General features: G+C 67.7%; 25 protein-coding genes and 1 pseudogene. 14 read left to right on the plus strand and 12 right to left on the minus strand.

The window, feature by feature from the left end; translation table 11 throughout:
• The first annotated feature begins 38 nt into the window (after positions 1-38).
• The 6 genes and pseudogenes from BLU79_RS23265 (at position 39) to BLU79_RS23290 (ending at position 6,803) form a co-directional block, all read left to right on the plus strand.
• Positions 39-1,394, plus strand: coding sequence for an extracellular solute-binding protein (locus BLU79_RS23265; protein WP_093907811.1), 1,356 nt, complete (start codon positions 39-41; stop codon positions 1,392-1,394).
• Complete coding sequence (locus tag BLU79_RS23270) at positions 1,391-2,344, plus strand: carbohydrate ABC transporter permease (RefSeq protein ID WP_093907812.1); 954 nt, start codon at positions 1,391-1,393, stop codon at positions 2,342-2,344. The genes BLU79_RS23265 and BLU79_RS23270 overlap by 4 nt, the downstream gene beginning before the upstream one ends.
• Entirely contained in the window at positions 2,341-3,177 is an 837-nt protein-coding gene (locus BLU79_RS23275) for a carbohydrate ABC transporter permease (protein ID WP_093907813.1), read from the plus strand. Before BLU79_RS23270 ends, BLU79_RS23275 begins: the two co-directional genes overlap by 4 nt.
• Before the next feature lie 276 nt (positions 3,178-3,453).
• Positions 3,454-4,112: pseudogene (locus BLU79_RS23280) on the plus strand (arabinan endo-1,5-alpha-L-arabinosidase); the annotation flags it as partial.
• Positions 4,113-4,194: 82 nt separating this feature from the next.
• Complete coding sequence (locus BLU79_RS23285; protein WP_093907814.1) at positions 4,195-5,706, plus strand: arabinosylfuranosidase ArfA; 1,512 nt, start codon at positions 4,195-4,197, stop codon at positions 5,704-5,706.
• 182 nt (positions 5,707-5,888) lie between these two features.
• On the plus strand, positions 5,889-6,803 hold the full coding sequence (locus BLU79_RS23290; RefSeq protein WP_093907815.1) for a sulfite exporter TauE/SafE family protein: 915 nt from the start codon (positions 5,889-5,891) through the stop codon (positions 6,801-6,803).
• A 31-nt stretch (positions 6,804-6,834) separates the two neighbouring features.
• On the opposite strand, the gene BLU79_RS23295 is transcribed toward BLU79_RS23290, so the two are convergent.
• Complete coding sequence (locus BLU79_RS23295; protein ID WP_093907816.1) at positions 6,835-7,674, minus strand: intradiol ring-cleavage dioxygenase; 840 nt, start codon at positions 7,672-7,674, stop codon at positions 6,835-6,837.
• 240 nt (positions 7,675-7,914) lie between these two features.
• Here BLU79_RS23295 and BLU79_RS23300 point away from each other — a divergent pair, with 240 nt between their 5' ends.
• Positions 7,915-8,586, plus strand: coding sequence for a DUF4360 domain-containing protein (locus tag BLU79_RS23300; protein ID WP_093907817.1), 672 nt, complete (start codon positions 7,915-7,917; stop codon positions 8,584-8,586).
• 131 nt (positions 8,587-8,717) lie between these two features.
• Here BLU79_RS23300 and BLU79_RS23305 read toward each other — a convergent pair whose 3' ends face one another.
• The gene (locus tag BLU79_RS23305; RefSeq protein WP_093907818.1) at positions 8,718-9,497 is read right to left on the minus strand and encodes an intradiol ring-cleavage dioxygenase; all 780 of its coding nucleotides are present in this window, start codon (positions 9,495-9,497) and stop codon (positions 8,718-8,720) included.
• A gap of 353 nt (positions 9,498-9,850) precedes the next feature.
• Between BLU79_RS23305 and BLU79_RS23310 the strand changes: the two genes are divergently transcribed.
• A complete protein-coding gene (locus tag BLU79_RS23310) occupies positions 9,851-10,996 on the plus strand; it encodes a methyltransferase (protein WP_371131913.1) in 1,146 nt (381 codons plus the stop codon).
• A gap of 16 nt (positions 10,997-11,012) precedes the next feature.
• Here BLU79_RS23310 and BLU79_RS23315 read toward each other — a convergent pair whose 3' ends face one another.
• Positions 11,013-11,906 carry a LysR family transcriptional regulator gene (locus BLU79_RS23315; RefSeq protein WP_093907819.1) on the minus strand — a complete coding sequence of 298 codons (894 nt, stop codon included), beginning with the start codon at positions 11,904-11,906 and terminating at the stop codon, positions 11,013-11,015.
• A gap of 99 nt (positions 11,907-12,005) precedes the next feature.
• On the opposite strand from BLU79_RS23315, the gene BLU79_RS23320 reads away from it, so the two are divergent.
• The gene (locus BLU79_RS23320; RefSeq protein ID WP_093907820.1) at positions 12,006-12,371 is read left to right on the plus strand and encodes a YybH family protein; all 366 of its coding nucleotides are present in this window, start codon (positions 12,006-12,008) and stop codon (positions 12,369-12,371) included.
• Between the two features lie 36 nt (positions 12,372-12,407).
• Positions 12,408-12,785 carry a peptidase inhibitor family I36 protein gene (locus BLU79_RS23325; RefSeq protein ID WP_177001146.1) on the plus strand — a complete coding sequence of 126 codons (378 nt, stop codon included), beginning with the start codon at positions 12,408-12,410 and terminating at the stop codon, positions 12,783-12,785.
• 651 nt (positions 12,786-13,436) lie between these two features.
• Here the strand turns inward: BLU79_RS23325 and BLU79_RS23330 are convergent.
• Positions 13,437-13,703 (minus strand): DUF397 domain-containing protein, encoded by a 267-nt coding sequence (locus BLU79_RS23330; protein ID WP_093907822.1) that lies wholly within the window; start codon positions 13,701-13,703, stop codon positions 13,437-13,439.
• Positions 13,700-14,542, minus strand: coding sequence for a helix-turn-helix domain-containing protein (locus tag BLU79_RS23335; RefSeq protein WP_093908118.1), 843 nt, complete (start codon positions 14,540-14,542; stop codon positions 13,700-13,702). The genes BLU79_RS23330 and BLU79_RS23335 overlap by 4 nt, the downstream gene beginning before the upstream one ends.
• A gap of 130 nt (positions 14,543-14,672) precedes the next feature.
• On the opposite strand from BLU79_RS23335, the gene BLU79_RS23340 reads away from it, so the two are divergent.
• Entirely contained in the window at positions 14,673-15,143 is a 471-nt protein-coding gene (locus tag BLU79_RS23340) for an ATP-binding protein (protein WP_093907823.1), read from the plus strand.
• Here BLU79_RS23340 and BLU79_RS23345 read toward each other — a convergent pair.
• The 6 genes from BLU79_RS23345 to BLU79_RS23375 all read right to left on the minus strand — a co-directional run bounded on the left by BLU79_RS23345 (position 15,140) and on the right by BLU79_RS23375 (position 21,876).
• The gene (locus BLU79_RS23345) at positions 15,140-16,972 is read right to left on the minus strand and encodes an AAA family ATPase (RefSeq protein WP_093907824.1); all 1,833 of its coding nucleotides are present in this window, start codon (positions 16,970-16,972) and stop codon (positions 15,140-15,142) included. The genes BLU79_RS23340 and BLU79_RS23345 overlap by 4 nt on opposite strands.
• 36 nt (positions 16,973-17,008) lie before the next feature.
• Positions 17,009-17,845 carry a nucleic acid/nucleotide deaminase domain-containing protein gene (locus tag BLU79_RS23350; protein WP_093907825.1) on the minus strand — a complete coding sequence of 279 codons (837 nt, stop codon included), beginning with the start codon at positions 17,843-17,845 and terminating at the stop codon, positions 17,009-17,011.
• Between the two features lie 12 nt (positions 17,846-17,857).
• Positions 17,858-18,541, minus strand: a complete 684-nt coding sequence (locus BLU79_RS23355) for an SUKH-4 family immunity protein (RefSeq protein WP_371131914.1) — start codon at positions 18,539-18,541, stop codon at positions 17,858-17,860.
• Between the two features lie 312 nt (positions 18,542-18,853).
• Positions 18,854-19,480, minus strand: a complete 627-nt coding sequence (locus BLU79_RS23365; protein WP_093907827.1) for an SUKH-4 family immunity protein — start codon at positions 19,478-19,480, stop codon at positions 18,854-18,856.
• 1 nt (position 19,481) lies between these two features.
• A complete protein-coding gene (locus BLU79_RS23370; protein WP_093907828.1) occupies positions 19,482-20,111 on the minus strand; it encodes an SUKH-4 family immunity protein in 630 nt (209 codons plus the stop codon).
• 70 nt (positions 20,112-20,181) lie between these two features.
• Positions 20,182-21,876 (minus strand): nucleic acid/nucleotide deaminase domain-containing protein, encoded by a 1,695-nt coding sequence (locus BLU79_RS23375; RefSeq protein ID WP_093907829.1) that lies wholly within the window; start codon positions 21,874-21,876, stop codon positions 20,182-20,184.
• Between the two features lie 243 nt (positions 21,877-22,119).
• Between BLU79_RS23375 and BLU79_RS23380 the strand changes: the two genes are divergently transcribed.
• The 3 genes from BLU79_RS23380 (at position 22,120) to BLU79_RS23390 (ending at position 25,109) form a co-directional block, all read left to right on the plus strand.
• A complete protein-coding gene (locus BLU79_RS23380; RefSeq protein WP_093907830.1) occupies positions 22,120-23,115 on the plus strand; it encodes an arabinan endo-1,5-alpha-L-arabinosidase in 996 nt (331 codons plus the stop codon).
• The gene (locus tag BLU79_RS23385) at positions 23,097-24,530 is read left to right on the plus strand and encodes a family 43 glycosylhydrolase (RefSeq protein WP_093907831.1); all 1,434 of its coding nucleotides are present in this window, start codon (positions 23,097-23,099) and stop codon (positions 24,528-24,530) included. Before BLU79_RS23380 ends, BLU79_RS23385 begins: the two co-directional genes overlap by 19 nt.
• A 195-nt stretch (positions 24,531-24,725) precedes the next feature.
• The gene (locus BLU79_RS23390; protein WP_093907832.1) at positions 24,726-25,109 is read left to right on the plus strand and encodes a hypothetical protein; all 384 of its coding nucleotides are present in this window, start codon (positions 24,726-24,728) and stop codon (positions 25,107-25,109) included.
• Positions 25,110-25,177: 68 nt separating this feature from the next.
• Here the strand turns inward: BLU79_RS23390 and BLU79_RS23395 are convergent, their stop codons facing one another.
• Positions 25,178-26,770 carry a pyridoxal phosphate-dependent aminotransferase gene (locus BLU79_RS23395; RefSeq protein WP_093907833.1) on the minus strand — a complete coding sequence of 531 codons (1,593 nt, stop codon included), beginning with the start codon at positions 26,768-26,770 and terminating at the stop codon, positions 25,178-25,180.
• Between the last annotated feature and the right edge of the window lie 68 nt (positions 26,771-26,838).

Genomic DNA, 26,838 nt, shown 5'->3' on the forward strand with positions numbered 1-26,838 from the left:
CGTGCAAAATTCGATATCTCGAACAGTTAGGGCAGGGAATGGGACAACCTGGCCTCAACCGCAGGCAACTTCTGGCCACCGCGGGCGGGTTGACGGTGGCCGGCAGCTTCGGCTTCGCCGCACTCGGCACCGGTGCCGACGCGCTCGCCTCCAGCGCCGGCACCCGGGTGCGGTACTGGAACCTCTTCAGCGGCGGCGACGGCTCCAACATGATCGCGATGCTGGACGCCTTCCGTAAGGCGAACCCCGGCATCGACGTGAAGGACTCGACCCTGCAGTGGGGCAATCCCTTCTACACCAAGCTCGCCATGGCCGCCGCGGGCAACCGCGCCCCGGACCTCGGCGTCATGCACCTCGGCCGCGTCACCGGCTTCTCGCCCGGCCGGCTCCTGGACCCCTGGGACGTGGACCTGCTCGCCAAGTACGGCGTACGGGAGACGGACTTCAACCCCGCGCTGTGGAAGCGTGCCGTCATCGACGGCAAGCTCTACGCCCTCCCGCTCGACATCCACGTCCAGCTCTGCTTCTACCGCAAGGACGTGCTGAAGAAGGCGGGCCTGCTCGGCGCCGACGGCCGGATCGTGCCCGTGACGTCGGCCGACGAGTGGTTCGACGTGCTCAAGGAGGCCAAGAAGGCCACCAGGAAGGGCCTGCAGACCATCGGCCTGTGGATCAACGACCAGAACTTCCAGTGGTGGTTCTTCGTCGCCTTCTACACCCAGCTCGGCGGCACCTGGTTCAACGCCGCCCACACCGAGGTCACCTTCGACACCGACAAGGCCGTCCAGGTCCTTGAGTTCCTGCGCCGCCACGTCAGCGACGGATACGCCGACCCGGGCCTGGGCTCCGTCGGCGCCGAACAGTTCCTCAACGGCGCACCCTTCGCCTGGGAGGGCAACTGGTCGGTGCCGGTCTACTCGGGCGCGAAGCTCGACTACGGCGCCACCCCGCTACCGCCCGTCTTCGGTAGCCAGGCCACCCACGCCGAGTCGCACGCCTTCGTCCTGCCGCACCAGTCCGACCGCGGCGGCGCCACCAACGAGGCGGCCCACCGACTCGCCGCCTACGTCGTCCGGCACGCCCAGCAGTGGGCGGCAGGCGGCCACATCCCCGCGTACACACCGACCCTGTCCACGGCGGCGTACAAGAAGCTGAACCCGCAGAGCGAGTACGCCTCCGCCATGGACCACCAGGCCACCGAGCCGAAGGTGTGGTTCGCGGGCTCCACCGGAATCCTCGCCCAGCGCATCGGCCCGATCGTCGTCTCCTCGACGGTGGGCTCGGCGGGGCCGGAGGCCGCCGCCGGCCGTATGAAGAGCGCGCTCACCCAGCTGCTCGCCATGAAGAACCCCATGGACGGCAGAACAGCCGCGCAAGGAGGTACGGCAGCATGATGGCGACCAGCGCTCAGGCCGGCGCTCAGACCGTCGTCGCACCGGCGCGCACCCGGACCGCCGCGATCGGTGCCACCCTCCGCCGAGGACAGGGCTTCCAGCACGGCGGCTGGTTCGTCGCCCCGTTCCTCGCCCTGTTCGCGCTCTTCGTGATCTGGCCGCTGCTGCGCGGCGTCTACCTCAGCTTCACGGACGCCAACATCACCGGCGACGGCGAGAGCTTCATCGGCCTCGACAACTACCGCGAGGCCCTGAACGACCCCCTGATGTGGGATGCGCTCGGCCACAGCGCGTACTTCACGCTCCTGGTCGTGCCCTGCATCACGGTCCTGGCCTTCCTTCTCGCGATGCTCGCCCACCACATCGAGCGCGGCAAATGGCTGTGGCGCCTGTGCTTCTTCGCCCCCTTCCTGCTCCCCTCCACCGTCGCCGGCAACCTCTGGCAGTGGCTGTTCAACCCCGGCACGGGAATGATCAACCACGTCTTCGGCATCGAGACGCCCTGGCTGACGGACAAGTCGTACGCGATGCTCGCCATCGTCATCACCACCCTGTGGTGGACGGTCGGCTTCAGCTTCCTGCTCTACCTCGCCGCGCTCCAGTCCATCCCCGACCACCTCTACGAGGCCGCCAAGCTCGACGGCGCCAACGCCTGGCACCGCATGGTCCACATCACCCTGCCGATGCTGCGCAACATCACGGGCCTCGTCATCGCGCTCCAGATCCTGGCCTCGCTCCAGGTCTTCGACCAGGCGGTCGTGATGATGGACTTCAGCCCCGGCCCGGAGAACTCGACCCGCACCTTCGTCCAGTACACCCTCGAAGAGGGCTTCACCAGTTACCGCGTGGGCTACGCCTCCGCGATCTCCATCATCTTCTTCGTGATCATCGCGGCCGTCGCCCTCGCCCGTATGTGGCTGCTGCGCAACCGTGAGGAGGGCGCACGATGACGACCGCCAGAGCATGGACGCCCAGCCAGATCATCCTGACCCTCCTCGCCACGGCCGTCTCGGTCGTCTTCCTCGCGCCCTTCGCCTGGGGCCTGTTCACCTCGCTCAAGTCCGAGACCGAGGCGGTGGAGGTGCCTCCGCACTGGCTGCCCGAGGACTGGACGGGCCAGGCGTGGACGGCCCTGTTCGAGACCGGCAACATCACGAACTGGTTCGTGAACTCGCTGGTCGTGTCCGTATGCGTGACGTCCGTCGTCCTGCTGGTGAGCGCGCTGGCCGGATACGGCTTCGCCCGCACCGAGTTCCGCGGCAAGAGCGTCCTGATGGGCGTGGTGATGGCGGGCCTGATGATCTCCCCGGCGGTCCTGGGGGTCCCCCTCTTCACCACCGTCCAGCAGATGGGGATGGTCGACACCTACTGGGGCATGATCCTGCCGCAGTGCGCGCCCGCCGCGATGGTCTACATCCTCTACAAGTTCTTCCAGGGCATCCCGCGCGAACTGGAGGAGGCCGCGTTCATCGACGGCGCCGGCCGCTGGCGCGTCTTCTTCACCATCGTCGTCCCGCTCGCCCGCCCCTCCCTCGCCGCGGTCGGCATCTTCACCTTCATCGCCTCGTGGAACAACTTCCTCTGGCCCTACATGGTGACCAACAACCCCGACCTGATGACCATGCCGAACGGCATCGCGACCGTCATGAACTCCTACGGCATCCAGTGGGCCCAGCTCATGGCCGGCGGCCTGATGGCGGGCCTGCCCCTGATCGTCGTCTTCGTCTTCTTCCAGCGGCAGATCGTGGCGGGCGTCGCCCACACGGGTTTGGCCGGTCAGTAACCACACTGAGGAGAGCCCGAGTTGAAGCGCCTCATTCTTCAGGGTGGAGATGTAGGCCAACCTGGCATTGGTGGCCCGTCGAGGCGTGGCGCCACGGCTACAGTCGCCATGTCCGACAACGTGGTTGTTGGACATGGCGCCGGGTGGGCGGGAAGTCAGGCCTGTGGAGGCCCGCGTAAGACCACACGAAAGACGTGGCAGGGGTCGTTGAAGCAGGAACCCGTGGATGCGCCACGAAGTGGTGCAGGCCGAAATCGTCAGCTCCCGGGCGGGCGAGGACGCCAATGGCTCTACTACGCGGCCGCCGTCTCCTCCTGGGGTACCAGCCAGGAGGCGATCGGCGTCGCCACCTCCCCGTCCAGCCTCCCCGGCACCTGGACGGACCACGGCAAGGTGTTCGCGTCGGAGACGACCGACACCTGGAACGCCATCGACCCCGCGCTCATCCAGGCCGACGGCAGGCTCTGGATGTCCTTCGGCTCGTACTGGACGGGCATCCGCATGGTCGAACTGAACCCGAGAACGGGCAAGGCGCTGGAGAAAGCCCCGGTCCATCACCTTGCGACCCGCCCGGACGCCCCGTACGCGGTCGAGGGCCCGTACATCGTCAAGCACGGCCGCCACTACTACCTCTTCGCGTCGTACGACGCCTGCTGCGCGGGCGTGAACTCGACGTACAAGATCAGGGTGGGCAGATCGACGTCGGTGACCGGCCCGTACGCGGACAGCGAGGGCAAGCCGATGCTGGAGGGCGGGGAGACCTGCTTCTGGCAGGCCACGGCCGGTACATCGGCACGGGCGGCCAGTCGGTGTTCCGGGCGAAGGGCCAGGACTGGCTGGCCTGTCACTACTACGACGCGGAGGACGAGGGCACGCCCAAGCTGGGCCTGAACAAACTGAACTGGCAAAGAGACGGCTGGCCATACGTCCCTTAGGGGCGCGGGGAACTGCGCGACCAGCCCCCCCCAAGCCCGCAGCCGCCGACGAAACAAGAACCACCCCTCTGGAAAGGCGACCATGCACAACACGGCCCGCTTCACCCTCGACCCCGCCTTCACCATCGGCGAAGTCAACCCCCGCCTCTTCGGCAGCTTCGTAGAACACCTCGGCCGCTGCGTCTACACCGGCATCTTCGAACCCGACCACCCCACAGCCGACGAGAAAGGCCTGCGGCAGGACGTCCTGAACCTGGTCCGCGAACTCGGCGTGACAGCCATCCGCTACCCCGGCGGCAACTTCGTCTCGGGCTACAAGTGGGAGGACTCGGTAGGCCCCGCGGAGGACCGCCCCCGCCGCCTCGACCTCGCCTGGCACTCGACGGAGTCCAACCGCTTCGGCCTCTCCGAGTACATCGACTTCCTCCGCAAGGTCGGCCCCCAGGCCGAGCCCATGATGGCCATCAACCTCGGCACCCGAGGCGTGGCGGAAGCGCTCGAACTCCAGGAATACGCCAACCACGCCGAAGGCACGGCCCTCTCCGACCTCCGTGTCTCCCACGGAGACAAGGACCCCTTCGGCATCAAGCTCTGGTGCCTCGGCAACGAGATGGACGGCCCCTGGCAGACCGGCCACAAGACGGCCGAGGAGTACGGCCGTATCGCCGCCGAGACGGCCCGCGCGATGCGCCAGATGGACCCGAAGGTCGAACTGGTCGCCTGTGGCTCCTCCAGCCAGTCCATGCCGACCTTCGCCGAGTGGGAGGCGACGGTCCTCAAGGAGACGTACGACCTCGTCGACTACGTGTCTCTCCACGCCTACTACTGGCCGGAGGACGGTGACATCGACTCCTTCCTCGCCTCGGCCGTCGACATGGAGTCCTTCATCGAGAACGTGGTCGCGACCGCGGACCACGTGGGCGCCCGGCTGAAGTCGAAGAAGAAGATCAACCTCTCCTTCGACGAGTGGAACGTCTGGTACCTGCCGGAGTGGGAGGCGCACGCCAAGACGCTGGAGGACTGGCCGGAGGCGCCGCGCCTGCTGGAGGACAACTACAGCCTCACCGACGCCGTCGTCTTCGGCTCGCTCCTCATCGCCCTCCTCCGGCACGCCGACCGCGTCACCGTCGCCTGCCTCGCGCAGCTCGTCAACGTCATCGCCCCGATCATGACCGAGCCGGGCGGCCCGGCCTGGCGGCAGACGACGTTCTTCCCCTTCGCGCAGGCGTCCCAGTACGGCCGCGGCGAGGTCCTGGACGTCCGGGTGGACTCCCCGACGTACGAGACGAAGAAGTACGGCGAGGCCGATCTGCTGCACGCCACGGCCGTGCGTGCCGAGGACGGCACGGTCACCGTCTTCGCGGTCAACCGCAGCCGTACCGAGGCCCTCCCGCTCGAAGTCGCCCTGAGCGGGCTGGACCTGACGGAGGTCGTCGAGCACAGCGCTCTCGCGGACGCCGACCCGGACGCGCGGAACACCCTCGACGACCCCGAGCGCGTCACCCCGCACCCGGTCGAGGGCACGGCGCTGAAGGACGGCCGCCTCACCGCCGTACTGGAACCGCTGTCCTGGAATGTGATCCGGCTGGGCTGAGGGGTTCTGGATCAGAGACGCGCTTGTCTGAGACGCGCTTGTCTGAGACGCGCATCCCTGAGACGCGCGTCTCTGTATTCGGACACTCTCAGCCCGCCCTCAGTTTGATGCCCTAGAGTCCGGTCCCGTCCAGCCATCCCTACCAACCCGGTAGGAAACCTCGGAAAGACGGGACCGGCCGCATGCGCACGCTGATACTGCTCGCCCTCGCGGGCCTGGGAGCCCAGCTCGTGGACGGCAGCCTCGGTATGGCCTACGGCGTCACGTCGACGACGCTGCTGCTGGCCATGGGCACCAACCCGGCCGCCGCCTCGGCCACGGTGCACCTCGCCGAGATCGGTACGACGCTGATGTCGGGCGCCTCGCACTGGCGGTTCGGGAACGTCGACTGGAAGGTGGTCGGGAAGATCGGCGTGCCGGGCGCGATCGGTTCCTTCCTCGGCGCGACCGTCCTGTCGAAGCTGTCGACCGACGTGGCCGCACCGCTGATGTCCCTGATCCTGCTGGGCCTCGGTGTGTACGTCATGTCCCGGTTCACCTTCCGCGGCCTGCCCAAGGACCGGATGGGCCTGCCCCTGCGGCGCCGCTTCCTGACCCCGCTCGGCCTGGTCGCCGGCTTCCTCGACGCGACCGGCGGCGGGGGCTGGGGGCCCGTCGGTACGCCCGCCCTGCTCGCCTCCGGGCGGATGGAGCCGCGCAAGGTCATCGGCTCGATCGACACCAGCGAGTTCCTGGTCGCGGTCGCCGCGAGCCTCGGTTTCCTCTTCTCGCTGGGCTCGCAGGGCATCGACTTCACGTGGGTCGCCGCCTTCCTCCTCGGCGGGCTGGTCGCCGCGCCGATCGCCGCGTGGCTGGTGCGCATCCTGCCGCCGCGGGTCCTGGGCTCGGCGGTCGGCGGCGTCATCCTCGTCACCAACGTCCGCACGCTGCTGAAGAGCGACTGGATCGCGGCGTCGGGGGCCACGTCCGCCGTGGTGTACGTCGCCCTGTACGCGCTGTGGGCCGCCGCCCTGACGTACTCGATCCGCGCCCACCTGAAGGAGGGGAAGGCGGCCGGGACCGAGTCCGCCGAGGAGCGGCAGCCCGTCAGCACCTGACCGATCGATCCGGGGGCTTGACCGATCGGTGTCAGTCGGTGCTGACGCCCACTGTCAAGGTCGCCTTGTAGCCGTCCGAGACGCTGTCGCCGAGCGCGGTCAGGGTCAGCAGGCCGGAGGACGCGCCGCCGTCGTCGTAGATGCCGTCGTCCTCCAGCAGGGTCTCGCGGGTCGTGTTCGCCGTATACGGCGAGGTCGCCTGGATCTCGGTGTTGATGTCCTGGTCGAAGAAGAGCTGCCCGGTGTGAATGATCTCGCCGCCTGTGTACGAGTCGTCGGTGAGCGTCACGTCCGTGTGCACCCGCATATGGACGTGGACCGCGCGTGAGACGTAGTGCCCCGGCCAGATGGACGTGATGCTGCACTGGCCGCTGTCGTCGGTCATCTGACCGCCGCGCAGGAACGTGCCGTTGTCCTCCTCCTCGTGGCCGTTGCCGCCGACGAAGCCGGAGTACTCTCCGAGGTGGTCGCAGTGCCAGATCTCCAGCAGGGCGCCTCCGAGCGGTGCGCAGTCGTTGGAGACGTCGACGACGGTGAAGGTGTACTGGACCTCGAAGCCCTCCTTGTCCTCCCGGATGTCCTCGCGTACGAGGGCACCTTCGAGGGAGTACGGACCCTCGGTGACCTCGGCGTTGAGGACGCAGACGCCGTCCGTGGCGGAGGTGGAGGCCTCCGTCGCGGCGGTGGTCGACGTGCCGCTCTCCGAGGTCGCGGTGTCGGCCGACGCGAGGCCGGCGACCGCCAGGCCGCCCACCGCTGCGACGGCGCCGCCGCCGATCAGGACGCGCCGACGCCGGACGCCCGGGTCCCTGCGGTGCCGGCTCGGTTGTTGCTCACTGTGTTCCGAGTGGTGCTCTGTGTTTCCCGTCATGTGAAGGAAATTAGGGGCCTATCTGAGGAACGGCTTAATGTGCGGCTGTGAATGACCTGGGGATGGATCCCTCAACTCGGTTGTAAATGGCTGGAGTTCACCCTGGCCGACCCTCATGGGGCTCCCTACGATTCCAACGCCTCCGACCTTCACAGAAACCTCACTCTTTCTTCAAAGATTCAACGAGGCGAGGCCGAACGGATCGAGGCACAGCCACCCCCCAACCCCAGGGAGAGATCCATGGCACGTGGACTCCTGAGATTCCTGCTGAGCGGCGGCGCGCTGGCCGCTCTGCTCACCGCGGCATTGCCCGCGCAGGCGGCTCCGTCCCCGTCCGGCGCGTTCGACGACCCGCCGCCGGACAAGATCGTCATCAAGGTCGCCACGGTGAACGGCTCCGGCTGCCCGCAGGGCACCACGGCGGTCGCCGTCTCGGAGGACAACACCGCCTTCACGGTCACCTACAGCGACTACCTCGCCCAGGTCGGCGGCAACTCCGACCCCACGGCGTTCCGCAAGAACTGCCAGCTCAGCCTGATCGTGCACGTCCCTGGCGGCTTCACCTACGCCATCGCCAGCGCCGACTACCGCGGCTTCGCCGCCCTCCAGCCCGGATCGAGCGCCATCCAGCGAGCCTCGTACTACTTCCAGGGCTCCCCGAACACGCAGTTCCGCAACCACCCCTTCAGCGGCCCCCTCAACGACAACTGGCAGGCCACCGACGAGACCGACTGGGCCCAACTGGTCTGGGCGCCCTGCGGGGTTCAGCGCAACTTCAACATCAACACCGAGCTGCGGGTCAACGCCGGCACGTCCTCGCCGGACAAGGTCAGCTTCATGACGATGGACTCGACGGACGGGGACATCAGCACGATCTACCACATCGCGTGGAAGGAGTGCCCGGGCAAGTAGCCCCTCCGCGCGGGGCGCATGCGTCGCGGGGCGCATGCGTCGGGCCGCGCCCGCTGGATGGCAGCGGGCGCGGCCTGTCTTGGCGCTCGTCGGCGTTGGATCTGTCCGGTGTCAGATCAGTTCTCCACCCCTCAGTTCTCCACCCCCAGCGTCAGCGTCCCCGCGTAGCCGGCGGACGGTGAACTGCCCAGCGCGGTGAGCGTGAGCAGGCCGGACGCGGCGCCTCCATCGTCGTAGATCGAGTCCTGGGCGAGGGTGGTGCGGGTGACCGTGTTGGCCGAGTACGGCGACAGCGCGGCGACCCGCGTCGTGATCGCCTCGTCGAAGAAGAGCTGCCCGGTGTGGAGTTCCTGACCGCCCTCGAAGGAGCCGTCGTCGGTCAGGGTGACGTCCGTGTGCACCTTGATGTGGATGTGGATGCAACGGCCTCTGTACCACCCCGGGTAGACGGTGGTGATCTTGGCAACGCCGTTGGAGCCGGTGAGGACGCCGCCGCGCAGGAAGGTGCCGTTGTCGGGTTCGTCGTGGCCGTTGTTGCCGACGAAGCCGGAGTACTCGCCGAGGGCGTCGGCGTGCCAGATCTCGACGAGGGCGTTGCCGAGGGGAGCGCAGGTGTCGTCGTCGACGACGGTGAGGGTCAGCTCCAGCGGGAAGCCCGTCTTGTCCTCGCTGATGTCGGCGCGGACGAGCTGTCCGTCGAGGTAGTAGGGACCTTCGGTCATCTCCTTCGTGAGCGTGCAGACGGCCGCGGCGGCGACGGTGGCCGTGTCGGCCGCCTCGGCTGTGGGGGCTTCAGGCGCGGCGGCGGCGACGGCGAGGGTGGCGGCCGTGGCGCCGGTGGCGATCAGTACGGTGCGGCGCCTGATCGGGGTGGGGGTTGCCTGTGCTGTGCCTTCTGAAGTGTCTGTCATGGACACGGCACCGTAGGGAGGGATGCTGTTGATGGGCTGTCAGTTGGGCAAAGTGAGCATCCGTCAAGTTACTTGTTGGTCAGGGAGGTTGGTGGGCAGTGGGTGCGCGACCAGTACGCAGCTGTGCGACCCTCTTGATGGCATCTGTCTGAAAGGCTGGTCATGACCCCAGGCATGGTTGTCGGCATGGTCGTCGGCTTGGTTCTCGGCGACGTCTCCTCGCGCGCTTCGACGCGGGAGCCGTAGCCCCACCTGCCCTGACATGCGTGCCCGTGCCGCAGCACGGGCCGTTCGGCCTGCTCCTCGTCGAAGTGCTCTTCGTGCCCCCGCACGTTCGATCCCGAGGAGTACATGTGTCCACGGTGTCCACCATCCACTGGACCGAGACGAACACCCCCCGTTCCGCCCACTGGCATTCCGAGAGCGCAACGCCGCCTCCCGGCCGGGTCATCGGCGCGGACGACCGTATGAAGGCCGACACCGCCTACCGTCTGGTCTGCGAAGGCACCGCCTTGCTGTGGCGGGGCGACTTCCACAACGCACGTCAACTGCTGCGAGCGATGGGCCGCCGCATCGACCGGAAGCCTCCTCGGCCAGGCGACAGCCCGGCGGACTCCTTCCGCCTGCATCGCCGGGCCCGCGGCCACCGGGCCCGAGTGCTGGGCAGGCTCCTCGTTCTGCTGGAGGACAACTACGGCCTGAACCTGCGCAGAGCCCCCGATGTGCGCCAGGCGTGCACCGAGGCATACGGTCCGCCGTCCGGACCGATGGCTGTCTCGCTCACGGAACTGCTGGGCGTGACCGGAGCGCATCAGTGGCGATCGAAGGGCGTGGAGGTACCGGCCCTCGACGCTCGCCTGCACCCGCACTACGGAGTGTTCTCCCCGGTCAGGGGCGAATACGTCGACCTCGTCGCACACGCACCACTCCCCGCGCCCGCAGGCCGACACGCAGGTCGCCGCCGCACCGCGTTCGACCTCGGAACGGGGACGGGGGTGCTCGCAGCCGTCCTGGCCCGCCGGGGGATCGACCACATCGTGGCCACCGACATCAGCCCGCGTGCCCTGGTCTGCGCACGCGACAACGTCCGCCGACTGAGCCTCACCGGACGCATCGACATCGTGGGTCCCGGCCTCTTCCCGGACGGGCGCGCGGACCTCGTCGTCTGCAACCCGCCCTGGATTCCGGCCCGGCCCACCTCCGCCGTGGAGCAAGGCGTCTACGACTCGGGCGGCAGCATGCTCCGCACCTTCCTGGACGGACTCACCGCCCATCTCGAACCGGGAGGTGAAGGATGGCTCATCCTGTCGGACCTGGCCGAGCACCTCGGACTCCGGACGCGCGGCGAACTGCTGGCCGGCATCGAAGCGGCGGGCCTGCGCGTGGTGGACAGAATCGACACCAGGCCGCGGCACCCACGAGCGAGGGACACCGCTGATCCCCTGCACGCCGCCCGTGCCGCGGAGGTCACGTCACTTTGGCGTCTCACCGGCAACTGACGGTCGGCGTCGGCTGTCACGGGGTCGGGTTGGGCTCGGTGAATGCTCGTCGACTGTGCACGAGCAGCTCGCGCACCGCGGGGTTGTGCGTGCTCTTCCAGATCAGAGCGAGCAATGCCGGTGTTTCGATGTCCTCGATGGTGCGGGCCGTGAGCCGGTCGCCGTAGCTTGCGGCCATCGAGGTGCTGAGGATGGCGACGCCGAGCCCGCGGGCGGCGAGGTCGGCAATGGCGTCCGCGGCACTGGCTTGCAGGGCGATCGAGGGTTGGAGGCTCTGTGCGGTGCAGGCGAGGTCGAATACCGTGCGCAGGCCGGTGCCGGGGGGCATGCACACGATTGGGTGGGTGGCCAGGTCGCCCAGAGTGACCCGCCGCTGTTTCGCCAAGGGGTGTCCGGCCGGAACTGCTGCGACGAGCCGCTCGCTGATGATTGTCAGCGCCTCCAGCCCGTCGGGGGTGGCGGTTGCGGTCCCGACGAGAGCCAGGTCGATGGTGCCTGCGCGCACCCGCTCGACGAGCAGGTCGGAGTTGTCCTCCAGCAGTGAGATCTCAACACCGGGATGCGCCCGGTGGAACGCGGCGAGGGCGTCGAAGAGGGATGTGACGGTGCAGCCGATGACCATGCCGACCGTGAGCCGGCCCCGGATCAGGTCGGTCACCTCACCCACTGCCTGGCCGACCGCCCCGGCTGCGGCGAGTGCGGCGCGCGCGTGTTCGAGCGCGGCCTTTCCTGCAAGGGTCAGGGTGGCGGTGCGCGCCGACCGGTCGAACAGCTCGGTACCGAGTTCCCGTTCCAACTGGCGGATCTGAGCGCTGACGCCGGACTGGCTGATGTGCACCCGCTCTGCCGCCCGGGTGAAGTTCCGCTCTTCGGCGACCGCGACGAAGTATTCCAGCTGCCTGAGCTCCATAACTGTGGATTCTAGCTTCCAGTAATTCCATCTGTTGGACTTCTGGTCAGGGGGTGACCACGCTGGGAGGTACCGGAGCCCGACGCCAGGAGGAACCCCATGCCGGAGTACGAGAAGGCCATGCGGCCCGAGGACATCACCCGCCTGTTCGTCGAGCGATCCAACGCCGGTGACGCGGCCGGGGTCGCCGCGCTCTACGAAGAGGAGGCGGTGATGGCCTATCCCCCCGGCGAGTTGACGGTGGGGCGGGAAGCGATCCGTGCGCTGTGGGGGAAGGTGCTGACCAACCGTCCCCGCTTCGAGCCGGAACAACCGCTGCCGACGCTGATCAGCGGCGATACCGCCCTGACCTCGACCCCGCCGAAGGACGGGGCCGGCGCCCGGGCGCAGGTCGTCCGGCGTCAGCCTGACGGAAGTTGGCTGCGTCTGCTCGACCAGCCCGAGTTCGTCCTGCCCACGCGCTGACTTCCTCGGTTCTGCGGGTAGCACCTCATGCCCATCATGCCCCTCCGCAAGCGTCGTCTCGGCCTCGGTCTGGCCGCCCTCGTCGGCACCGCCGCCATGCTGGCGATTCCCACGTCCGCGCAGGCGGCCGGGGACCCGGCCACCTGGTCGTGCGACCCGTCCGAGTTCTGCATCTACCACGACGCCCAGGGCGGCGGCGCGCACTACGCGCTGTCGGACGGCGCGTCCAACCTGGGGGCGCTGGCGGGCGGTCTCAACGACCATGTGTGGTCGGTGAAGAACATCTCCGGCGACGACTGGTGTTTGTACCGGGACGCCGACTACGAGAACGAGATCCAGGTGATCCTGGACGGCCAGGCCCTGGACCTTGCCTCACCCGTCCGGGACCAGGCGAGCTCCGTCGAGGAGTGCTGAGAGCCCACCTGAGCGCCCACTGGAGTGCGCTTTGAGCGCCCCGTCGCACATGGTCGTGCGGCGGGGCGTCCGCTGTGCGCCTGCGGGCGACCCCGTGACTTCTGAGGATGGCAAGAGGCCAGGAACGCCGCAGCATGTGAGTGCAGACCGAACGGGGATGACTCACATGGCGGTACGCATTCACTTCACCGACGCAGACCTTGCCCAGATCAGGCTGGCACAGGCGTCCGATCCCATGTGGGAGGCGCTGCTCAGCATGCACATGCTCAGACCGACACCGGGGCGGCCGTCTTCGGCGGCTGGCGGCGCAGACTACGCTGCGAACTGCCAGTAAACGTACGCCCGTTGCTCCGACTCGCACCACCCGTCGGCTACCGGGATTCATTCGCAGTGCTCCGGCGTTCACGCCGGGGGTGAAGCGAATCAGATGGGTGCGACGCGGTGCGTCGCGGTGTCGTTCCGGCGGAGCCGGTCGTACTTCTGCTGGCGCAAGCCGACGCTGCTGAGGGATCCGGCGCTGCCGTGCGTAGTGGTCTACCCGATGACGCACGAGACGATGCTGAGCGGCGGCGCGTCCGGGCTCCGCTCCTTGAACGCCCTCCTCGGACGTACCCGCGCCCGGATCCTCGAACTCGTCGCTGCTGCATTCGGTTACGCCGTTGGGGCTGGCCCTGCTGGACGGACGTGCGTGAGGAACTCCGTCCAGGTGGTGGGGGAGAGGGTGAGGTGGGGGCCCGCAGTGCGGTGCTTGGAGTCGCGGACGTGGATGGTGTGGGGGCAGGTGGCGACCTCTACGCAGTCGCCGTCGCCGCCACTGCTGTAGCTGGACTTGCGCCAGGAGAGGGCGACTTCGACACAGTCGCCGTCACCGCTACTGCTGTAGCTCGACTTGAACCACGCCAGTTCGCTGGTGCTCATAGCTCTCCTCGCATCCGCTGCAACAGGCTCACGGAGTCTTCAGGGGTGAGAGCCTGTGAACGCATACTGACATACCGCCTCTGGAGGACGCTGACCTCTTTCGGGTCGGATACGAGCAGCCCGCCTCGCTGCCCCTCGCAGTAGGCGAACCACTTGTTCTCCGGGGTCTCCAGGAGCTGCATCGGGCCGTCGAGCCCCGAGTGCGTCTCCCGTACCGTCGGCATGATCTGAATCTCGACGTTCCGCAGTTCGGCGATCTCCAGCACGTGGTCGATGAGCTCCCGCGTGACTTCCACGCCGCCCGTGCGTCGCCGGAACAGGTGCTCCTCCAGGACGAAGGCGAACGCAGTGTTCGGCCGTTCCCGCAACAGCTCCTGCCGTTCCGCCCGCGCGAGCCACTGTGCCTCGATCTGCTCGTCGCTCAACGGCGGCAACTGAGTCGTGAACAGGGTCCGAGCGTACGCCTCCGTCTGCAACAACCCCGGAATCAACCGGCATTCGTACGTGTACAGCGTGATCGCCGTGGCCTCCAGCAGTGCCCACCGCCGAAACCACGCCGCCAACCCCGGCTGCCGAGCCAGATGCTTGGCCGCGTTCCGTACTGCACCCGTATTCCCCAGCGCCGCCTCCGTCCGCTCCGCGAACTTCGGATCCGGCATCCGTCGCCCCTGCTCGATCGATGCCACGGTGTGTTTGGAGAGCCCCACCAGGTTCCCGAACTCCTCCCGGCTCAGCCCCGCATGCTCCCGCAGAGCCTGGACGACCGCCCCGAACGTCCGCAGACTGTCCGAAGACTCCGGCTCGCCACCCGTACCCGTACCCACCGCACCATCGACCACAGTCGGCCACCTCCCGCGCACATGGTCACGGTCGGTCACGCGTACCGTCCAGTCCGTAACCGCGTACGCTCGCGCAGCGTACGCGCCGCTCACCTGGTGAACTGCCTCCCGCAGCCGCCAGATTGGGCCCATGCCCGCACCTCACACCCCCCAACCCCCGCTCACCGTACGTACGTTCACCCAGCGCCTCAGCGCCACCCCGCGCGGCGCCCGCCTCGCCCTGACCCAACTCCACGCCTGGGGCATCCCGCACGGCAGCAGAGCCTCCGGTGCCGTCGCCGTGATCGTCGCCGAGCTGGCCGCCAATGCCGTCACCCACGGCCGCGTCCCCGGACGGGACTTCGAGCTGCGCCTGTCGCTCCCGACCGGCAGCATCCGTATCGAGGTCAGCGACACCCGTGCCGAGACCTGGCCGCCGAAACCCGGGGACGTACGACCTTCGTGCCCCCTGGACGAACACGGCCGAGGCCTCGTCCTCGTCGAGGCGTTGGCCGACCGGTGGGAGGTGGTGGACCGGGAGACGGCGCCCGGGAAGACCCTCCGTGCCGAGGTGGACCTGCCGGGGTGGCTGTCGCTCAACGGCGCCGGCCCACCGGCTTAGGGCCAGAGCCCGTCCAGCTGCAAGCGCACGGCGTACAGCCCCTCGGGACTTCCGACGACGAGCAGCCCCTCGGGTGTCAGGGCGAGCGCGCCGCAGGGGTGCAGCAGCGGCAGGACGCGCATCCGGCCGGAGAACACATGCCACAGGTGGATCTCCGCGTCGCTCCACGCGACGGCCAGCACCGGACCGACGGAGGTGTCGGCCGCCGCGAGCGCCGTGGCCAGGGACCCGCGCTGCTCCACGGGGACCGGCATGGGATCGCCCGAGGTCTCCCACAGCCGTACCGAGCCGTCGAGCGCCGCGCTGAAGGTGAGCGTTAGGTCGTCGGCGGCGATATGGAGGCAGGCGGCGGCGGTGACCGGCCGCTCGTGCACGCGGCAGGAGTGCGGGGTGTCCTGATACTCGCTCAGAGACCAGGTGTGGAGGCTGCCGCCTTGGTCACCGACGATCGCGTACGGGCTCCGCGGGCCGCCGCTGCCGAGTGCGGTGACCTGGGATCCGTTGTCGGCGAGGGCGGCCGAACCATGGTGCTCCGCGATCTGGTCGAGCATGAACCCGGCGATGGGATCGTCCTCGGGTGCGAGCGGCAGCAGCGCACCGGTCTGGTCGAGCAGCAGCATCGCGCGGGCGTCGCGTGGAGCGACGGAGACGGGGCGGGCGGAGGGCGGTGAGTCGGTCGCTGCGGCCGCGGCTGGGGCTGCGGTGCCGGTGTCCATGTCGTACGTCCGGATCCGCCCTGTGACGTCGGCCGTCAGCAGGTGTCGTTCGTCGTCGCCCGGCGCCGGTGCCAGCGCGGCGACCGGGAGATCGGGCCGGGCCCACACCGCGGACCACCAGTGGCGTTGGGCGAGGGGGCGCAGGAACTCGGCCAGGGTCGCGTCCGTACCCACGGCGGCGGCGTGCAGCAGGGCGGCGCGCTCGGCGCTGTCGGCGTGATGCGCCGTCAGCTCGGGGGCGGCGCGCTGCCATACCTCGCGGAGGCGACCGGGGGCCGGGATGCGCGCGTCGGCGAGCACGGCCGTGAGCGCGGTGGCCGAGCCGTGCACCAGGAAACCGGGGTCGGCCAACAGGCCTCGTACGGCGGCTCCTTCGTCGTCGGCGTCGGCTCGCAGGGCCGCGTCGAGGATGTGGCGGTGGACGGGGGCGGGCGCATGGGACCAGTCGGGCCGGCCGTCGGGTGTGCGCGGGACGGTCGCGGCAAGCTCCACGAACGAGCGCTTCGCGGGGCTGCCATGGCCGCTGCCGCCCAGGTCGATGATCTCGGCACCGTCTGCCTGGTCTGCGGGCAGCAGCCCGGAGTCGCCGATCTCCACGGCAGCGCGCAGGTGGGGGAGTTCCAGCAAGGGCTCCAGCAACTCGGCGACCAGGGTCGCCGGTGCCGCCGTCGGCAGATCCGCGGGGCCCGCCCCGGACCGGTGCAGATCGGCCACGAGCAGCAGCAACGGCCGCTCGTCCCGGCTCACCCGGTCCAGCAGACGCGCGGGGGAGAGGGGGCCGTAGCCGAGCTGGCGTCCGAGTTCCCAGGCGCAGGTCTGGGCGGTGAGTCCCTCGGTCAGGAGGGTGGCGTGGACGGTGGGACGGACGGTGGGGTGGGCACTGGCATGGACGGTCGTCCGCGACTGCCCGGCCGCCCCGTCCCCGGACCCGGCGAGGAACCAGGCGAGCAGATGGCTCTTGCCGCTGCCCTCGGCACCCCGCACCAGCAACAGCCGGGACCTGGCCCCGTTGTCGTCGGCCGCCCAGGCGAGCAGCTGCTGTCCGAAGGCCCGCTTGTCGTCGTCGAGCGGCGGCCAGCCGGCCATGTCCGGTATGGCGGTATCTACGGTCATGGTGAGCTGCTCCCCTCTTCTCGCGTCCCGGGTGTCCTACTGCGGCGGCTGCTCGGCCGCCTCACGCAGCAGCCGGATGCCCTCGGCACGGGAGTCGGCCGTCTCGCCGTAGGGGAAGTTGTGCGTGAGCTGCGCCTCGGGGAAGACCTGCCCGAGCCACAGCGAGCAATAGTGGCCGGGCATGAAGCAGGCCTCCAACTCGGTGTGGATCCGCAGTACTTGCTCCGGCGCGACACCCGCGGCCCGCAACCGGGCCCACAGCCGCTCCTCCGGGTGGACGCCGATGTCGCCGGCCTGCGTGACGATCTGCTTCTCGCCCTGCCCGTCGACGATCTCGAACGCGGTGAACCACTCCGCACTCGCGGTGTCCCTGATGTCGTCGAGAACCAGGGGCCACCAGTTCTCGCGCCCCTCGAACGCCCGCGGGTCGATGCCCCGCAACCGTTCCTCCAACTCGGCGTACGCGGCGGCGGCCTCCCGCGGCTGATCGGTGCCGACGATCACGGCGAGGGCCCGGTCGAGCGCGGCGAGCGACTCGGCGAACGCCTCCGGAGCCGCGTTCACGAACCTCAACTCCTCGTTCCAGTCGAGGAGTACGGCGTGCACGACGCCCTCGGGGTCGGCACAGATCTCGAACCCCCGGTCGAAGCCGAGCCGCGCCCACTGCAGGCACTCCTCCCGCACGACCGTACGCCCGACGGACTCCGCGAACTCCTGCAGCAGTACAGCGTCGTCGTGGGCGGTGGCGAAGTACGGCCCGACCTGGACGGGCACGGAGACCTCCGCCAGGCGCCGCACACTCGGGACCGCACCGGCCGCATCACCAACAGCCTCCTCCCGGAACTGCCGGACGCTGCCTGCGGGGACTGTCATGGGTAACTCCGCCTAACCAATGGACTCGTACACGTTCGAGAGAACAACATCCCACGCGGGCATGCGAGGCGCGTCCTCGGCCTCCCAGTCGAACCCCTCCGACCAGGCGGGCTCCACGCCCTCGAAGGGCAGCGGGTCGACCTGGGCCATCCTCTCCCGCAGGGACATCGCCACGCCCTCCGAGTCGGGGATCTCGTCCGACACGGTGAAGTCATAGTTGGGGCGCTCGACTTCGAGCAGGTAGATGAAATAGACGAAGGAGTCGAGACTCTGGTTCAGCGGATGTGCCCCGTACTCGCCGTCCGGTAAGCAGTACACCATCCCGGACACGGGGTCCAGGGCCACACAGTCGTAGAAGATCGACCCGATGACGAGCCAGTTCTCCCAGCCGTTCGGCATGTTCTCGTAGTCGGAGGAGTAGCGAAGCTCCGCACATCGGCGAAACCGGTTGGGGGTCTCTCCCTCGAAGAGCGCTCCATCAACCAGGAAAAAGGAAGCCCGGTCGTCCGGCAGGCCGACGCCCATCAGGATCGCGCGGGCCGACTCGTGGAGGCAGGCGGGGATGCCTTCCTCCTTCACTCTGACGATTCTCCTGGGTGGAAAGACCGATTCCAACATTGAGCGGTTGACAAGCCGATGCATTACCTGTCCATTAACTTCGTGTGGCGGGCCATCGCGTCTTGGGATAGGCGACATACTCAAGAATGTTGTGCCAGCGGGAATGGCTCACTCCCAGAGCCTCCGGATCGATCGCGCTCATTTGGTAGATCTGGAACTCGTCCCCCGGAAGGCAGTAAACGACACCCGTGACTCCGTCCAGGGCGATGTCGTCATAGGGGATCATCCCGAGAAGAAGCCAATCCGATGTGGCGCAGGAAGTGCGAGCTCAGTCCGTGCTGGATTTTCGCCACCACAGGCTCGGGAAACATGAGGAGTTCATCCAGGCGGAATTCGGTCTCCACCGTTTTCCGGTCGATGGGAGGTGTCAACTGCCCGGCCATTACGAGCTCACCCGATCGACTCGTGGACTTCGTGGAGGACGCGCTCCCAGGTCGGCATGGGTGGCGCATCGTCGGCCCACCAGTCGAACGTTTCCGACCAGGCGGGCTCCACCCCTTCGAAGGGAGCGGGATCGGCCTGGATCATCAGCTCTCGCAGATGTACCGCAGCACCGTCGGAGTTGGAAACGTCGCCCGAGACGTCGTAGTCGTAGTTGGGGCGTTCCACTTCCAAGAGGTAGAGGAAGTAAGCGAGAGTGTCGAGGCTCTGGTTCAGTACGCGTACTTCTGGGTGGCCGTCCGGCAGGCAGTAGAGCGTTCCGGAGGCGGGGTCCAGAACCACGGCGTCGGACAGGATCTCTCCAAGGATGATCAAGTTTTCCGCACCCTCCGGAAGGTTCTCGAAAGGGGTGAGGTCGATTTCCCGGCCCAGCCTCAAACCGTCGGGTGACTCGCTTTCGATGAACCCGACGTCGATGAGAAACCAGGCACTCCGGACCCTGGGGAGCCCGATCCCGGTCAGGAAAGACTTTGTGGCCCCCTGGAGGTTCGAGGGCAGCCTGTCATCGCTCGCTCTCATGAGCCGCATTGAGGGGAATGCTGATTCCATCATCGTGCGGTCGACGAGCCTGGGCACCTTAGTAAAGCGACTCGTAGACATTGTGCAGAACGCGATCCCAGGTAGGCATGTGCGGCGCATCATCGGCTTCCCAGTCGAACGCCTCCGACCAGCCGGGTTCTACCCCCTCGAAGGAAACCGGATCAATGCGGATCATACTTTCGCGAAGATGCGCAGCGACACCCTCCGAGTCGGGAATTTCCTCAGATACCGCGAAATCATAATTCGGGCGTTCGGTCTCAAGTAGGTACAGGAAATAGGCGAAAGAGTCGAGGCTCTGGTTGAGCATGTATACCGTTATGTCATTGTCTGGCAAGCAGTACACTGCCCCGGATGCGGGATCCAGAATCACGCCGTCGTAGGGAACCTCCCCGAGAATTATCCAGTCAGCACCCTCCTTCGGCATGTTCTTGTAGCGTGAGAGGTGGTTGATTTCCCGACACAGCCGTGGTCCGTTAGGTGATTTTTCTTCAACCAGTCCCGGATCCATCATGAACCAGGAGTTCCTCAGGCGCGGGAGACCAACCTCTGTGAGGAACCAGCGGGCGGACTCATGAAGTCCGGAAGGGAGCTTGTCTGCCTTGAGTCGGACAATCTTTTCCGGAGGGAACACGGATTCCATCATCGCGCGGTCGACGAGTCGAGACATGCTTACTCTCTTGTCTGCTTGGCCAGGTTTTCCTGCGACCTTACAGAGTAGCCGAGCGTGTGGCGTACGGTCAATTGTGGCTCCGCTTCTTCGGGTTGAGGCCGTTGAGGTATTGCTCCATCTGTGCGTTCCCTTGTTTCTTCGAATCTTCAGTCGCGCCATATTCAACGGTATGGGAAACTTGCACGCTGTCCGGAAGGTGATGTGACATCCATGCGCTGCAGTCCCTGGCGCCACTCCCTGTTGTGCATGGTTCTCGCTCGGTATAGAGCTCAGTCATTCTGTCGGTTGCGCCAGCATCTAGAAAAGGTATCCCCACCTGTCGCTCTGAATGCTGACCGGGAAACTTACTGCGCCCGACAAGGATGAATCCGTCCTGATCGCCTAGTTGTCCATATCTCGCTGCAGCATAGTTCCGACTGCTGAATTTTCCTTTTCGATACTGTCCATAGTCCCTGTTGGCCTGCCGTGCCAACTGCGTGGCCTGTGACAGATCGGTGCTTCCGAATTCGACCTGCTGTGACGGCTTCTTATGCCGAACTTCCGGCAGTGCATAATTGACTGCCTTCCTGTCCTCGACGAATCCTTCACTGTCGAGCCGGAGTGGGCCAAGCCGTGCCCGGTCCTCGTCGGTCAGATCCTGGTGTCCTGCAGAGGTGAGGCGCGTAACCCTGCCCTCGTCGTCGACGTGGAAGACAGGGGTGTTCCCATGTGACGTCTTGCTGATGCTCTGCAACTCGGTCGCGATGTCGTCGTCGTTGGACCGATGGCGCTTGGCCATCTTGCTCAAGCCGCCGGTCATGTTCTCGTCGAGGTGCTTGGCGGACCGCTTGACGCCCTTTTCGATGCCGTCGATGACCTGGTCCAGCATCGCGTTGGCGGCGTCGGCGATCGGGTCCTTGCCCTTGGTGCGGCCGTGCGAGGACTTGGCCCGGGACAGCTTGCCGCCCGCGCCGTCGCGGATCTTGCCGCCCGCGCCCTTGAGTTGGCTGCCGACGCGGTCGTAGGAGGCGAGGTCCATGCTGAACTGGCCTCCACCTCCCCCTCCGCCCAGATCGCCCATGCCGCCACTGGGACCGTTCGCACTGGCCAGCTGCATCGCCCCGCCCGACTTGGCGGCGTCGACGCCCTCGCTCAGGCCCTCCTTGCCCGCCTTCGCGGTCTGGCTCAGGTCGACGCCGTTCTGCACGCCGAGGGCGTTGCCGCCCAACTGGACCACCAGGTCTCCGGCCATCGATCCGAGAGCCTCGTAGACGGGGCCCATCGCGACTTCGATCACCCGTGAGGCGACCTCCTCGCAGACCTCCTGGAAGATGCGTTTGACCGCGATTCGCGTGACTTGGGTTCCGGCCAGGCCGCCCAGCGTCGACAGCCCCAGGGTGACCGGGGCCGCGGCGATCGCCGCCGCGATCTCGGCCGCGAGGATGCCCAGTTGCGCGATGGCAGCGAGCTTGGCGCCCTCGATCAGGACGGCCACCCCGTCGAGCGCGGTCGCCGCCAGTCGGCCTCCCTCGGCGAGGTTGGACAGGTGAACGTCCTTGACCTTGCTCCAGTGGCGTTCGAGGGCCTGTACGGCCAGGCCCTCGTTGGTTCCGATCAGGTCGGCGATCGCCGCGTGGGCGTCGGCGGCGCCGTCATCGATGTCGTCGGCGAACTCCCGCATGGCCTTGGCCATTTCGCGGTAGTCGTCCTCGTCGACGTTCGGCCAGTTGACGCCTATCAGATCAAGGGCCTCGTCCAGATAGCTCGGAAGAGTGACACCCACAAGAACCCCCGTTCGAAACCTACTTGAGGGAACGTAACTTCGAACGGCCAGTACCAGCAAGCTCGTTCAGGAGCTCTGGGCTTGTTCTGTGACATGGGTAATGCAGGGCAACCCGTGTGCGGCGCGGCTGTTGCTGTGTGGGCCATTGACGCGCAAGTGATTCGATTCTACGTTCCCGTCCGAAGTGACGATCGTTGTTCGGTATACGGAACAGGAGCGTCCCCCATGAGCCGCACGAGCCCCATGAGCCGTACTAGCCGCACGAGTTCCACGATCCGCAATCGCACCGCACTCCTCGCCCTCCCCGCCGCCGTCCTCCTCGCCCTCATCCCGTCCTCGGCGTCGGCCTACCCCAACCCCGGCCGGGTCACCGGCTCCGTCGTCACGCACGACCCGTCGATGATCCGCACCTCGTCCGGGCAGTACCTGCTCTACGCCACCGGCGGCGGCATCGCCAACAAGACGTCGTCCGACCGCACCGCCTTCAGCGCGGGCGCCGACGCCTTCTCCTCCCGGCCCAGTTGGTGGCGGACGTACTCCTCCGTCCCGGAGGCCTGGGCGCCGGACATCTCGTACCAAGGCGGCAAGTACCTGATGTACTACTCCGTCTCGTCCTTCGGCTCCAACACGTCCGCCATCGGCCTCGCCACCTCTACCACCGGCCAGCCGGGAAGCTGGACCGATCAGGGCACGGTCTACACCTCCAGCTCCTCCAGCGACTACAACGCCATCGACCCGAACCTCTTCGTCGACGGCGACGGCAAGTGGTGGCTGTCCTTCGGCAGTTGGTGGACCGGCATCAAGATGATCCAGGTCAACCCCGCCACGGGGAAGCAGCTGTCGTCCAACACCACGCGGTACTCGCTCGCCTCCCGCCCGACCGGCACCAAGGCCGTCGAAGCCCCCTTCATCGTCAAGCGGGGCAGCTACTACTACCTCTTCGCCTCCTACGACACCTGCTGCGCCGGCACCAGCAGCACCTACAAGGTGAAGGTCGGCCGCGCCACCAGCATCACCGGGCCGTACGTCGACAAGAACGGCGTCTCGATGATGAACAACGGCGGGACGCCCGTCCTGGAGTCGCACGGCAGCGTCATCGGCCCCGGCGGCCAGTCGATCACGAACGACGTCGACGGGGACCTGATCGTCTACCACTACTACGACGGCAACGACAACGGCACGCCCAAGCTGGGCATCAACCTACTGAACTGGAGCACCGGATGGCCCGTCGCCTACTGACCCTGCTGGCGGCCCTGCTGCTGGCCCTGTCGCTCGGGCAGCCGTCCGCGAGCGCCGCCTCCTTCGCCAACCCGATCAAGGCACAGAAGGGGGCCGACCCCTGGATCTCGTACCACAACGGCAACTACTACCTGGTGACGACGAGTTGGACCGACGTCATCACCATCCGCAAGTCCACCACCCTCGCCGGCCTCGCCACCGCGCCCAGCGTCCAGGTGTGGAAGGGCGACGCGGCCTCGCGGTGCTGCAACATCTGGGCCCCGGAACTCCACTTCATCAACGGCCGCTGGTACCTGTACTACGTCGCCGGCCAGAACGTCTCCGACTACATCCCGACGCAGCGCACGCACGTCCTGGAGAGCGCCGGATCCGACCCGATGGGGCCGTACACCTACCGGAACCAGCTCAACTCCGCCTGGATGCTGGACCCGACGGTCGCCACCATCAACGGCCAGCTTTACCTGTTCGGCAGTGCGAGCGGCGGCGGCACGCAGAACCTCGTCGCGGCCCGGATGTCCAACCCCTACACCCTCGCCAGCGGCTTCTCCACCGTCTCCACGCCGACCTACGACTGGGAGCGCAACGGCACGGTCAACGAGGGCCCGGAGATCCTCCAGCGCGGCGGGCGGACCTTCCTCATCTACTCGGGCAGCGGCTGCTGGACACCCGACTACAAGCTGGGGCAGCTGACGCTCACGGGGGCCGATCCGCTGTCCGCCTCCTCCTGGACCAAGAAGTCCACCCCGGTCTTCCAGCGCAACGACTCCGCCGGCGTCTACGGCCCCGGCCACAACGGGTTCTTCACGTCCCCCGACGGCACCGAGAACTGGATCGTCTACCACGCCAACGACAGCGCCAGCGACGGCTGCGACAACGGGCGTACGGCGCGGGCGCAGAAGTTCACCTGGAACTCCGACGGTACGCCCGACTTCGGTACGCCGGTCCGGCTCGGGGCGAGCGCGGCCGGCCCGTCGGGTGAGCCGTCGGCCGCCGCGACGACGTACACCATCACCAACCGCAACAGCGGCAAGTGCCTTGACGTGGCCGGGAGTTCGAGTGCCGACGGGGCCAATGTCCAGCAGTGGACGTGCAGCGGCGGCGCCAACCAGAAGTGGCGGATCGAGGACCAGGGAGACGACACCAGTCGCCTCGTCAACGTCGCCACCGGCAAGGTCCTCGACACCGAGAACTGCTCCTCCGCCGACGGCGCCGACCTGCGCCAGTGGTCCTGGCTGAACAACACCTGCCAGCGCTTCCGCTTCATCGCCACGGACAGCGACTACGTCCAGATCGTCAACCAGGCCACCGGCAAGGTGGCCGACGTGGCGAACTGCGGAACGGCGGACGGGGCGGACGTACGCCAGTGGAGCTGGCTGGGCAACACCTGCCAACAGTGGCGCCTCAACCCGGCTTAGAGATCGTCTCAACTGGCTTCGAGATCTGCCGCAGCGGCTTGTCACCCTGAAAAGGTGCAGGTACGCCGGGCGGCGGATGGGCGAGAGACTCGGGCTGCGCTCACGGAGGCGGGCACAGGCGCATTCGTTTCAAAACGCTCCTGTGCCGTCTTCGGGCCGCTGCCCCGACTCTCGCCATCTCACCCAAGGAAGACCATGAACTTCATCAAGGCTCGCACGTCCGCCGGTTTCGCCCTGGCTGCCGCTCTGGGGCTGGCCGGCTCCGTGCTGGTCCTGGCGGAGGCTCCCGCTGCGAACGCCGCCTGCGCGCCGAAGTACAAGACCCTCACCGACACGGGCGTCAAGGCCGTGTTCAGGTACGGCTGCGGTGACGTCAAGGGTTACGTGGAAGACACCAAGAAGGACGGGAGGGACGCCCGGGTCCAGTTCTCCACCTATGGCGGCACTCAGTCGAAGGTGACCGTCGCCAGCGGCAAGGGTGACCAGACGGATTTCGACCTCGACGGTTCCTGGGTCGAAGGCTGCGTGTGGCGCTACGGCTTTGGCGTCGGTTCCACCCCGAACTGCGACAATCTCTAGTATCCACCCGGACGCCCGCCTGATATGCGGCTCCGCCGCGTGGGCACGACCAGCCACAACCCAGGGCGCTACCCCACCTGCCCCATCCCCGCCGCATTCGGCCAGCTCTGACTGTTGGGCCACCCGGTCGCCGGGGCGGGAGTCAGGCCCGGACCCGTCGTACCCCGAACCTGCGCGGCCGTGAGCCCACCCCGAGCCGGTACCCCCGGCGGGGTGGGTCCGGGCATCGCCGCCGCAGCGGGCGCCACCGGCGACGGGAACGGCATCGGCGCGGGCGCGGCAGGCGCGGGGGCCGGCATCGCGGCCGCCGGGGCCACCGGAGCGGGGGCGGGCATCACCGGAGCCGGGGCGGGCATCACCGGAGCCGGGGCAGGCATCACCGGAGCCGGCGCTGGCATGGGCATGCCGGTCGTCTGCATCGCCGCCGCCTGCTGAGCCACCCCCGGCATCCCCGCGCCGTTGGTGGAGCCGACCAGCCGGTCCACGGCCGCCGTACCCGAGCTGTAGTTGGTCCCTGTACCCAGCTCGGGTACGGCGGCTCCCCTCCTGGTCCCGTAGAGCACCTGTTCCAGGCCGGACACCAGGCGACGCACGTCCACCTGGGGGCGCACCACGAGTCGCAGGAAGCGGCTGGACGAACCGATCTTGTTGCCGCACTCGCGGACCAGGATCCGGTGCTCGGTGAGCAGCCGGTCACGGACCACGGTGCCCTCGGCGCCCACGGGGAGGCGCACGAAGAGGAAGTTGCCCTGGGACGGGTACACCGTCAGACCGGGCAGCGCGGAGAGCTGGCTGGCCATGTCGAGGCGGTCCCGGCGCACTTGGTGGAGGCTCTGCGCGTACTCGGCGCCGTGGTTCTTGAGCATGAACACCACGTGCTCGGCGAAGGCGTTGAGGTTCCACTTCGGCAGCATGGAGCGGACCATGCCCGCGAGCGCCGGGTTGGCGACCAGGTAGCCGAAGCGGATGCCGTGCAGGCCGAAGTTCTTGCCGAGGGAGCGGAGGACTATGACGTTCGGCCGCAGCATGGCCTCCTGGACGACCGACGGCTCCTGCTCGGCGTCGGCGAACTCCAGGAAGGACTCGTCGATGATGACGAGGTCCAGGTCGGCCATCGCGTCCATGAACTGCACGAGCGCGTGCTTGTGCAGGTAGCCGCCGTCGGGGTTGTTCGGGTTGCAGATGACGGCCACCCGGGTGCCCCTGGCCCGGATGAACTCGGCGTACTGGGCGAGGTCCAGGGCGAAGCCGCTGGACTCCTGGAGCGGGAACATGTCGACCCGCTTGCCGGTCTCCATCGGCTGGTCGGTCCAGCGGCCGAACGTGGGGACGGGGATGGCGAGGGACTCCCGGACCATCAGATGGTCGATCCAGGTGATCAGCTCCGTGGAGCCGTTGCCCATCGCCACGCACTGCGGCGGAAGCTGGAGCAGACTGCACAGCTCGGACGTGATCGTGTCGGCGCTGCTCGGGTAGTACGTGATGATGTCCCGCAGCCGGGCCCCCATGTCTGCGAACATCTCCGGCGTCGGGAAGTACGGGTTGCAGGGAATACAGAAGTCGACCGGACCGGCTCCGTCGCCGCCCTCCCGCGTCAACGCCGCCATCGACGGGCTGTGTGCCGCGGTGCTGCGGAACAGCGAGGTGACGTTGTCGGCCATGGAACCTCCGTATGAGGGCGGGCCCGGCGGGGATGACCGGGCCCGTCGTCTTGGGTGGCCCGCGCGGG

The organism is Streptomyces sp. cf386, from assembly GCF_900103585.1.
Lineage (GTDB): Bacteria > Actinomycetota > Actinomycetes > Streptomycetales > Streptomycetaceae > Streptomyces.